Raw genomic sequence first — 10,420 nt, forward strand, 5'->3', positions numbered from 1 at the left:
AAAATAAATAACAGCCAGTTTCGCGTTGTTTTTTACAAAGTTTTCAGTCTAAGACCAAGTAATATTTCGCAAGCTTGCGAATTAAAGAATGATAATCTTCTGTATATTATAAAAAAGGAATAACTAACAAGCACTCAGTTGTTAGTGATGTTTAAGGAAAAATATGACTCTCTCATTACAAAACTTTAATAGAGCTCTATCTGAAGCAGAACAGCTATTAACATGCTTTGAAACTTTAAATAATCACCCTGAATTGTGTTCGTATGATGTATTGAAAAAAGCTAGTCTGATAATGATCTTAACTGCATGGGAAACCTATGTGGAAGATGTTGTAACAGAAAGGTTTGATGACAAATTTGCTTTAATTAAAGGGTCTCAATTCGGTCGTTTTGCTGAAAAGCAATTACATGAAAGGTTAAAGTTTTTTCATAACCCAAATTCAAATAAAACTAAGAAACTATTTGAAGAGTTTTTTGGGCTAGATGTTACAGAGCAGTGGAAGTGGCCGAATGTATTACCAAAAGATGCGAGGGAACAGCTCAACAAATGGATTAATAAAAGGGGAGATGCAGTGCATCGAGTACAATTTGACACTACAAAGCCTCAAATAATCAAAAAAGATGAACTAGAAAAGTGTGTGCGTTTTTTTAAAGCACTTGCGCAAGCAACAGACAAAGCATTAGAACAAATTTAAAGGAATAAATAATGAGTTTACAAATAAGAATAAAAAAATTAATTGATCAAATTTCTGTTGGCATGCATGAGCGTGAGGAGATAATCCCTGTTGCATTACTTGGAGCACTAACTGGGCAAAATACATTTTTATATGGCCCACCAGGCACAGCTAAGAGTTTAATATCGCGACGTATCGCTAAAGCATTTGATAACTCGCCTTATTTTGAATATTTAATGAACCGTTTTAGTACTCCAGAAGAAGTGTTTGGGCCGGTATCGATAAAAGCGTTAAAAGAAGATCAATATATACGTAAAACTGAAAATTATTTACCGAAGGCAGAGTTTGCGTTTTTAGATGAAATTTGGAAATCGAGTCCTGCAATATTAAATAGTCTATTAACGCTTATAAATGAGGGGATTTTTAAAAATGGGCAAGAGCTTGAAAAGACCCCTTTAAAGGCCTTAATTGCAGCGTCAAACGAAACACCAGAAGAAAACCAAGGTTTAGATGCTTTATACGATCGCTTTATTATCAGGTTAATGGTTGGACCAATTGAGATAAAAGAAAACTTTGAAAGCCTAATTTGTAGCAAACCAACCCTCGCTGAAATTAAAGTAGCTGATGAGGTAGTCATTAAGAATAATGAATGGGCTAGCTGGCTTAAAAAGATCGATACCGTTGAACTTTCACAAGATACGTTAACAATTATTCATTTAATAAGAAAAGAGCTGTTGGAACAATTTGAAGTGCTTGGTGTTTATGTGTCTGACAGACGTTGGCAAAAAGCTGCCCAATTGCTTAAAGCCTCGGCATTTTTTAATAACCGTAAGGTTACCAATCATAGCGATACTTTATTGTTACGTTATTGTCTTTGGACAACAGAAGCAAACAGAGAAGAAGTTGAAAGAATAGTAAATACTGCTATTGAAGAGTCTGGTTTTTCTTCAGAGTTTAGCTTAGCTGAACTTGATAGAAAGAAAGATCAGCTTGATAAAGAGATTACAAATGAAATTTTTCATGAAAAAGATGTGTACGAAACACATAATATTAATGGGAAAGAGTACTATCAAGCAAAGCAAACATTTTCTTATCGAGAAAACCTTACCTACAGAAGAGAAACAAAAACAACAACACGGACTTTCTATATACCTTTTAATAAAATGAGAAGTAAAGACACCTTTAACCCTATAGATGCTAACGGAAATGAGCTTAAGGATTACACGTGTACATTTGATGGTCAAGGTAGTTGCGATGTTAAAATTACAGGGCTAGAGGGGCGATATGACTCTGAGGCTCACTTCACACCTAAAATTTTATGCTCAAAAGGACAAAAAAAACAGAACGTAAATAGTCGTTTAATTGACGCTTTAAAAAATGAAGTTAAGGAACTAAAACAAAGTTTGAGAATAACTTTAGAGTTATGTGAGGCTAAACAATCAGAATATATGGCTAACTTGTACTCGCCATTTGTGTCTGAGCAATCGTGTAACATTGCGCTAAATGGTATAAATCAGCAAATAAGTGATTTGAAATTAAGAATTAAAGATTGTGACCGTTTAAAAGGGCTGTGCAGTGCGTAAAGTTGATGACTATATGAACAGTATGCGCGTTGATATACATAATGATTACCAAAGCGTATTTAAGTATGCTCCAAATTTAGCATTACAAGTTGAAGAGCGATTAACAACTTGGGCCAATAAGTCCCACCGTCATTGTATTTTAGAGTTTCCTCTTTATGAAGCTCAAAATGAACTGAATGTTTTTAAAACACTAGATTTTGATAGCCTAACTATAGAACAATATGAACTAGCTTTAAATCAATACAAAGTTTTGTGTTCTAAAAGTAACGTTAATTATAACAATAATTTTTGGGATAATGACTTAGCGAGCATTAAGCATGATGCTGTCGCTTTGAGTGCTAATGCTGTTGTGAGTACAAGTAATTTAGTTACTTCAGTTAATTTATTGGCTAATGAGTGGGAAAAGTTACTCAGCTTACAGTATGAGCAGTGGGAACTAGAGCAAATATCCCTATTAAGAAAAAAATTCTTAAAAGGCCTGATTGAAAAACTAAAACTCATTGATGAAATGCTTGGGTTACTTCGTTCTTTAGGTATCGAACCAGGCTTTTTGCTTGATCTATCAAGTGGAGCTTTAAAGCTAAATAACTTATCAAGAGTTAAAAGCTTGTTGCAGCAGATATCTAATGATGAGGGAGTTAAAAGGCTCTTAGACTTGCTTGGGCGTTTAAATCAAACAGAAAAAAGCGAAAAAATTGAATCCGTTACGCATTCATTCATACAAAAATCAGTTGTAACAGATGCGAACTCTAAAGAAGAAATTGTAGGTGTTAAATTAAGTAAAGATATTGAGCACGCTCTCCCTTCAGAGTTAGCACTATTGAGTGATATTGAAACATCAATCTTATTTGATCTTAAGTATGTTGAATCATCCTTGATGTGTTTTGAAATGTCTGGTCAGCAACTTGTTGATGAAGAGTTTGAAATTGATGAAGCTCTAGCTGTAGACGAAGATGAACAAAAAGGTCCTGTTATTATATGTATCGATACTAGTGGATCAATGCAAGGTGCGCCTGAAACTGTTGCAAAAGCGGTCGCCTTTGTTATGTCACTAAAAGCACAATCAAAGAATAGAGACTGCTATATAATTAACTTTTCAAATTCAATCAATACTTTAGATCTTTCCAAAGGGTTTAGCTTGGATAAACTCACAGATTTTTTATCTATGTCGTTCCATGGTGGTACAGATGTCGGTCCTGCAATTTCTCATGCTTTGCATTTAATGACTGAAAATACTTACAACAAAGCTGATTTGCTAATTGTTTCTGATTTTGTCATGAGAAACTTACCAAAAAATCAATTAGACTCAATTTCTGAATTAAAACAATGTGGGAATAAGTTTTTCTCTTTGGTTGTTGGTGATTGTTACTTAAGTGAGCGGATTCGAGAAGTATTTGATCAAGAATGGATTTATAACCCTCAACACGCAAGTATCTCTGAATTAATTGCTATTAATAGTTGGATTGATTGAATATTTTTACATTGCAGAAGTGTGTTTTATAAGTCTTTGTATTAAATAAATGGATTTGCGTGACTAAGATAGACTTCTTAGTCAAGCTAATAAGGAGTTTTATGTCAGTTGAAGTCGCATCTTGTACTTTAACGCAGTTATTCAGTGGTAAAAGTATTATTAGTTCTAGTAAAGCGGAAATTGCTGGTGAGTTAGCAATACCTGAGTATCAACGACCTTATCGTTGGACTGAAGTACAAATACAAAGATTATTGCAAGATTTTACGGACTATCAAAGAGGTGAACGAAACTTCTCTGATGGGGAAAGCTGTCCTTTTTATTTAGGTAGTATTATTTTGCATCAGAAAGGAAGCACATTAAATGTGATTGATGGTCAGCAGCGTTTAACGACCATGGCATTAATTGCATATTTAACAGAAGAGTTTCAAGGCCTATCACTTCGCTATAAGGCACCTGAGAGTCAGCAACAAATTAAGCATAATTTGGGATGGCTAGTAGAAAAAAAGAGACAGCTTAACAAAATTGATTTTTCATCTATTCATATTACTTTAGTTGTAACGAACTGTGAGGACGAAGCTTATCGCTTCTTTGAAACACAAAATACAGGTGGTGTGCGTTTAAAAGGTCCTGATATTATCAAAGCGCACCATTTAAATGTAATAGCTAAAAATATGACCAATAAAGCTCGCTATTATGCCGAGTTATGGGAAAGTTTGAATGATATTAACCCTATCATAAAGTTACTGTTACGTGGCCGGTACTGGGAATACTTAAACTTACGAAAAGATTTAAAGGACACGACAAGAAAAACCATGCCGTTGCATCAACAAGAACGTCTTTTAGTTGATGCCGTTGTTGATGAATTCTCCCCAAGTGCAACAGGTGACGATGTTGCTTTTGGGCGAGTTACAAGAACCTATTTAGTCAACGGTGCTCAAACGTTAATGCAACCACAAGTAGGTTACGAATTAAGGCAACCACTAAATAGCGGTGCTAATACGATACGCTACCTTGAGTACTTTCAGTCATTAAGGCTGAAGTACTTATTCAAAAGCCATGATGATGAAACGCTTTTTGCGTTTGACGAGTTTTATCATGATTTTGTTTGCAAACTTGATGGCTGTGCTTATTTAAAGCAGTTATTTGATACAAGTCTGTTACTCTATCTTAGTCAGTTTGGGCAGGAGCAATTAGACATAGCCGCGAAAAAGTTATTTCGGGTGGTCTATTCTCGCCGAGTATCCAACCAAGTTGCCGTTAAGGAAAAATCTATTCCAGCCTTTTTAAAAGAAACCCCTATGCTAGATTGGATCGTGAAAAGCTATACAATCGAGCAGTGTTTTTACTTCTTAGATGAATTTAAACTTACCGTAAATGCTGATGGCATAATAGATGCGGTTAAGTCCCCAACAGAGCAAAAATCTAGTACTAAACAAAACTTTATCAATAAAGTGATTGAAGTTTTTAATTTAAACGTCGAGCGTGAAGCTACAAAAACTGAATATGCTCAAGAGTTTGCAGATACTTTTAGCAAACACATAACTTCACTAGGAGATAAATAGTTTTGAATATGTTACGTGTACAAACAGAATTACTCACCTTAGAAAAAGTTTTTAATGGCGGCTACCAGTTTTCAATTCCAAGTTATCAACGCCCCTATGTTTGGTCTGATGACGACGTATTATTACTATTTACTGATATTAAAAATGCTTATGAAAATGGAGATGAGCATTATTTTATTGGCACAGTACTTTCTTCTAAACTAGAAAGCAAGAAAGGTTTAGTTTACGAGTTAATTGATGGCCAGCAGCGCACGACTACATTAATGTTGATTGCTATTGCTTTTAAAGCCGCAGGGGTTAAATCAGACCTCAATGAATTAGCTATTTATAAACCAGAAACTGGCAATGCTATACCAAGACTGCAGTTTGCTATTCGTGAACAGGTGCAGCAGTTGTTAGGTGGACTTGCTGGACTTAAAGGTTATGAAAAGCCATCACAAGACGTTATTAATAATAACGAATACCTTAAACAAATTGGCGTTGCTTTAAAGGTTTTAAGCGAACACATAGAAGCCCTTGATAAACATGATAAAAGTAAAGCAGAAAAGTTAGGACGGTATTTTTATACCAATGTGCAATGGGTAAACAATATTGTACCTGCAAAAATGGATTTGAACCGTTTGTTTGCCACCATGAATACGGCAGGTGTTCAGCTAGAGCAAGCAGATATTTTAAAAGCAAAACTGTTTAAGCATATTAAAAGTGATAAAGCTCAATACGATGCTATGTGGGTTGCTTGTGAGCATTTAGAAAACTACTTTGAACGCAACGTGCGTAAGGTTTTTCCTGATGTTGACTGGAATAATATCGAGCCACAAGATTTGGCTGTGTTTAATGATGACATTTTTTATCATCCTGAATCGCAAGAATACAGTGGTAATGACAGTGGTTTTAGTATTGATGAATTAAGCCAAGTTCTGGCAAGTGGTAAAGCGCCAGAAAACGTAAAACAGAAGGCATTTGAAACTTACGATTTAGATGTTGAAACCACTTATTGTCGTTCAATTATCAAGTTTCCTTTATTTTTAATTCATGCTTACCGTGTTTATTTAGCGTTAAACAATGAGTCTGACATTGAGCCAAGGTTGCACAGTGATCGACTGCTAGAAATTTTTACTCCGCTTATTGAATCAGATGAAGAAACGGTTAAGTCGTTCATTGAAATGCTGTGGCAAGTTCGTTATCAATTCGATGCATGGATTGTTAAGTGGGTAGAGCGAGACGACTCACCAGAGGCTCATTTGGGATTAACTTCTCAATCATCAAGTCAATCTAAAGGTAAACAATATATAAACCGTGGTCCCAAGGAAATTAACGCCTTGGCACTATTGCAAAGTGTTCGTAACTTTACCGGTGAGCGAAGCGCACAATATTGGATAACCCCGTTTATTGCAAAACTGGTTAAAAAAGAGATAGGTCTTAAGCAAGGCAAAAAAGCATTAAAGCAACTTGAAATAATCGATAATCTGATGTCGTTAGCAAAATGCTCGCAAAAAGAAGCGAGTTTCAAGCAAGCTAATTTAATAAAACCCAAAAGGACTAAGTGGGCTGAGCAGAGAAAATACTTTGCTGAAGCAAAGGGGACTGGTTTTGAGCATTACTGGTTTCAAAAGCTGGAGTATCTGCTTTGGAAAAAAATTGATAGTGCTCGAAATGAACTAGAGACTGAAGAATTAAATAAGTTTACACAGTTTCGTATTACCTCCAAAAATTCGGTAGAGCATGTTCATCCTCAAAACGATGAGTATAAGAGTAAGCTACCTGATGAAACATTAAATGCCTTTGGTAATCTTGTGTTACTTAGTCCTGGAGAAAACTCTTCATATAGCAATCAAGACGTTGATAAAAAGCAAATTGACTTTGAACGTAAGCAACATTTCGACTCGTTAAAGCTAAGAGACATGTTTATTCAAAAAGGCAATAACAGTTGGGATCAGAGAGAAATTGAAGCTCATCAAAAGCGAATGCTAGATGTATTAGAAACGCATTACTCTGATTAACAATGATGGTAGTTAAATAAAAGAGTAAGAAAATTAGTATTGATATCCTACCCCAACACAAATTTCAGACGTATACATATAGTTGTGTTAATGGAGTTAAGAGGTGAAGGTAGGGGGTAATCACTGAAAAATAATTAGGTTATTTTTATGAAAAAAAATGAAATCTTAATAATTGAATCTAGAGGTGCGCTGGATCATTTTGATGATAGGTATGAGGCTGCCACATTGAAAGATGTATTAAATCTGCAGCGTGTAAGAGCAAAACATGTTGAAGTTGTGAATAAAGAGTATTTAGCAAAAGCATTAAAATTAGCCGAGAATGTAAATATAAATTATGTACATATAAGTGCGCATGGTTGTGATAAAGGAATTGAGTTAACTGATGGGGATTTTATATCATGGAAAGAGTTTGATGAACTAGCTTGGCCATATTTAAAAGGTGTTTGTATTTGCTTTTCTAGTTGTAGTGTTGGCCTGGGTGCAAATGAGTTGTTTAAATATCATAGGACATTTTGCAATGCCATAGTTGCCCCAACTAGAGAGATTTCATGGGGAGAGGGAATTGTAGCATTTTCGGCGTTTTATCATCGTGCTACTAAAGAAGATACTTCGGCAGAGCAAGATGTAAAAGTGTTAAATCATATAGTTGGGGCGGGTACCTTCAAAATAACTTGCTCAAGTTATAACTCTACAACTTATGTTGTTGGTAGTTAAATTTTATACGATGATCTCCCAGCGCCATTTAGGAATTCTAGAGCTTGTGCCTTCTAAGCCAAGCTCTATCACTATAACTCAGTTAAAACAAAAGCTTTTTGGTAGTGGCTTTAACCTCTCCACACGCATGTTGCAGCGTGATCTTCAATCTTTATACGATCAAGGCTGTTTTGGCCTTGAAAAAGATACACGAACAAAACCTTATGCATGGTCTATTAGTAAGGATTGGCGGGGAAGCTCAGTGCTACTCAGTATTGAGCTTGCTCAGCATTACTTACTGCTTGAGCAGCTTCTGCCACAGAATATCCCTGTAGATATTAAACAAACAATTCATGCTAAAGCTGATATTGCATTACAGCGACTAAATGGCATCAAACCTGAATGGTTAAACCTAGAAAATAATAGCTCGATTAAGGTGAACCTTGACAGCAAGGTTGTTGAACAAATCGAGCATGCAATAAAACATAATCGTTCAGTTAGTGCTGAGATTTATCGCGTTTTATATGATCAGGCACACTGGTTAGCTTTTACTGAACTTAGCTTCTATGGTCTTGAAGAAGACAACGGAATTCTTATGGCGCAGTTTATGGTAGGGACGCTGCATGACAAGTGCTATCAGATACCAGTTTATCGTATTCGTAATGTGAAAGTATTACAAAAGACACGGCGTGAACCAAATTTAGAGCAGTTAAGCTCATTAAGATCTGCGATTAATAAAGGAAAGCGTCAGGACAGTATTAAGTTGATTATCAAAGTGCCGTCTCAATCTTCATTGAATCAGGGGTTTGTACAATTTGGTGAGTTAATAGAGCAGAAAAAGTTAGATGCTCAAACATCACTGCTTACATTCAATGTGAAGGACACAGAGCAATTAACAAGTGAATTATTTAGAGCATCACATTGGCTTGAGGTAATAGAGCCTCAAGCTGTACGCAGCAGAATCATTAAAAAACTAAATGAGGCTTCAAACACTTATAACTTGTGACTTTTAGGTGCGTCAAAAATTGACGCACCTTGTTGTTATGCTCTTTAAAAAATGAGGAGCAATGATGTTTGAGTTAGTTGAGAATTTAGATGGCTTGTCTATTGGCGTATTTGGTATTGGTGGCTGCGGTTGTAACACTGTTAATACCATTTTTAATGAGGTTCAAAACCCGCAAACTAAGTTTTACTGCGTTAATACTGATAAGGTTGTATTAGAGCACTCTCAAAGTGATGATTTTGTGTTGATAGGTGCTGAGCTTACAAACGGCTATGGCGCTGGCGCAGACCCAGCAATAGGGTTACTCGCCGCACAAGAAAGTGAAGAGCAATTATTAACGCTTATCAAAAGTTGCGATATTCTCTTATGCGCAACTGGCTTAGGAGGTGGCACTGGCACAGGAGCTAGCCCATACATAGCTAAGTTAGCCAAAGATCTTAATAAGCCTGTAATCTGTATTGCAACATTACCCTTTACCAGTGAGGGGGATTTTAGGCGAAAAGTAGCTGAGCAAGGGCTTGATGAATTAAAGCAGTTCGCTAATGCTGTTGTCACTTTACCAAATGATCAACTTATTGAGGTGCTTGGCAATGACATTGGCTTATTTGATGCCTTTAAGCACAGTAATCAAATTTTACATTCTTTAATTACCTCACTCATTGATATGCTGTGTTATCAGGGATTAATTAACGTAGATCTGCGTGACTTTCAAAGAGTAATGGACGCCCAAGGCGATGCTGTATTGGGGGTTGGAAAGTGTGCAGATGAAAGCGATTTACAAATGGCTCTTACGCAAGCCCTGAGTAACCCTCTGGTTAGCAGTGTTGATATGAGCACAAGTACAGGTGTTATTGTACAAATCAATTGTGTTGATGAGATCTCATTAGGCAGTTACAACACCATAATGGATACAGTACGTCATCAAGTTAGCCCTAACGCAGTGGTTATTTGTGGTGCTTCTAAAATTACGAGTTTGGCAAATAACTTTGAAATACTCATCATAGCCACAGGTGCAAAAAGTCAGTTAATTCATGCCAAAAACATAGATGAAACAATACCTAAAGTAGAGCAAACAACAAAAGCTAAAGCTGTTGTATCTAGCCAAAGTGATATTTTTGATATTCCGGCTTTTATACGTAGTCAATCACCAGCCCCCTCTGGTAAGTAGTTTCACAGGGTTGCCACCAATTTAGCTCTGCGTATCTGTGCTTAGTTATTTGGTAGTATTTTAATTGTTCTAAATACTACCAAAGCAATTGTAATGAGGATCAGTATAGAACCTGACATTTGTATCTAGTAAAGAAAAATTAGCTTTTATCTCTTTAACTATATGTTTTTTAAACAAGCTTTTGTCTAAATATACGTATGAGGTATTTTGATCAACATTAAAAACAACTCGACCTCTGGGAAAGTTGTAGTAGTCAGTGTTGTCTAG

8 protein-coding genes are annotated in these 10,420 nt (G+C 35.9%); all 8 read left to right on the forward strand.

What is annotated here, in order from left to right; translation table 11 throughout:
• The first annotated feature begins 163 nt into the window (after positions 1-163).
• The 8 genes from AUR67_RS06310 to AUR67_RS06345 all read left to right on the forward strand — a co-directional run bounded on the left by AUR67_RS06310 (position 164) and on the right by AUR67_RS06345 (position 10,153).
• Entirely contained in the window at positions 164-694 is a 531-nt protein-coding gene (locus AUR67_RS06310) for a HEPN domain-containing protein (protein WP_058584613.1), read from the forward strand.
• Positions 695-705: 11 nt separating this feature from the next.
• Complete coding sequence (locus tag AUR67_RS06315) at positions 706-2,256, forward strand: AAA family ATPase (RefSeq protein WP_058584614.1); 1,551 nt, start codon at positions 706-708, stop codon at positions 2,254-2,256.
• Positions 2,249-3,727 carry a VWA domain-containing protein gene (locus AUR67_RS06320; RefSeq protein ID WP_058584615.1) on the forward strand — a complete coding sequence of 493 codons (1,479 nt, stop codon included), beginning with the start codon at positions 2,249-2,251 and terminating at the stop codon, positions 3,725-3,727. Before AUR67_RS06315 ends, AUR67_RS06320 begins: the two co-directional genes overlap by 8 nt.
• Positions 3,728-3,828: 101 nt before the next feature.
• The gene (locus AUR67_RS06325; protein WP_058584616.1) at positions 3,829-5,289 is read left to right on the forward strand and encodes a DUF262 domain-containing protein; all 1,461 of its coding nucleotides are present in this window, start codon (positions 3,829-3,831) and stop codon (positions 5,287-5,289) included.
• Positions 5,290-5,297: 8 nt separating this feature from the next.
• Entirely contained in the window at positions 5,298-7,289 is a 1,992-nt protein-coding gene (locus tag AUR67_RS06330) for a DUF262 domain-containing protein (RefSeq protein ID WP_058584617.1), read from the forward strand.
• Between the two features lie 147 nt (positions 7,290-7,436).
• Positions 7,437-8,003 carry a hypothetical protein gene (locus AUR67_RS06335; RefSeq protein WP_058584618.1) on the forward strand — a complete coding sequence of 189 codons (567 nt, stop codon included), beginning with the start codon at positions 7,437-7,439 and terminating at the stop codon, positions 8,001-8,003.
• A gap of 10 nt (positions 8,004-8,013) precedes the next feature.
• The gene (locus tag AUR67_RS06340; protein ID WP_082665585.1) at positions 8,014-8,988 is read left to right on the forward strand and encodes a WYL domain-containing protein; all 975 of its coding nucleotides are present in this window, start codon (positions 8,014-8,016) and stop codon (positions 8,986-8,988) included.
• A gap of 64 nt (positions 8,989-9,052) precedes the next feature.
• The gene (locus AUR67_RS06345; RefSeq protein WP_058584619.1) at positions 9,053-10,153 is read left to right on the forward strand and encodes a cell division protein FtsZ; all 1,101 of its coding nucleotides are present in this window, start codon (positions 9,053-9,055) and stop codon (positions 10,151-10,153) included.
• Positions 10,154-10,420: the final 267 nt, after the last annotated feature.

Source organism: Pseudoalteromonas sp. XI10, assembly GCF_001469895.1.
Lineage (GTDB): Bacteria > Pseudomonadota > Gammaproteobacteria > Enterobacterales > Alteromonadaceae > Pseudoalteromonas.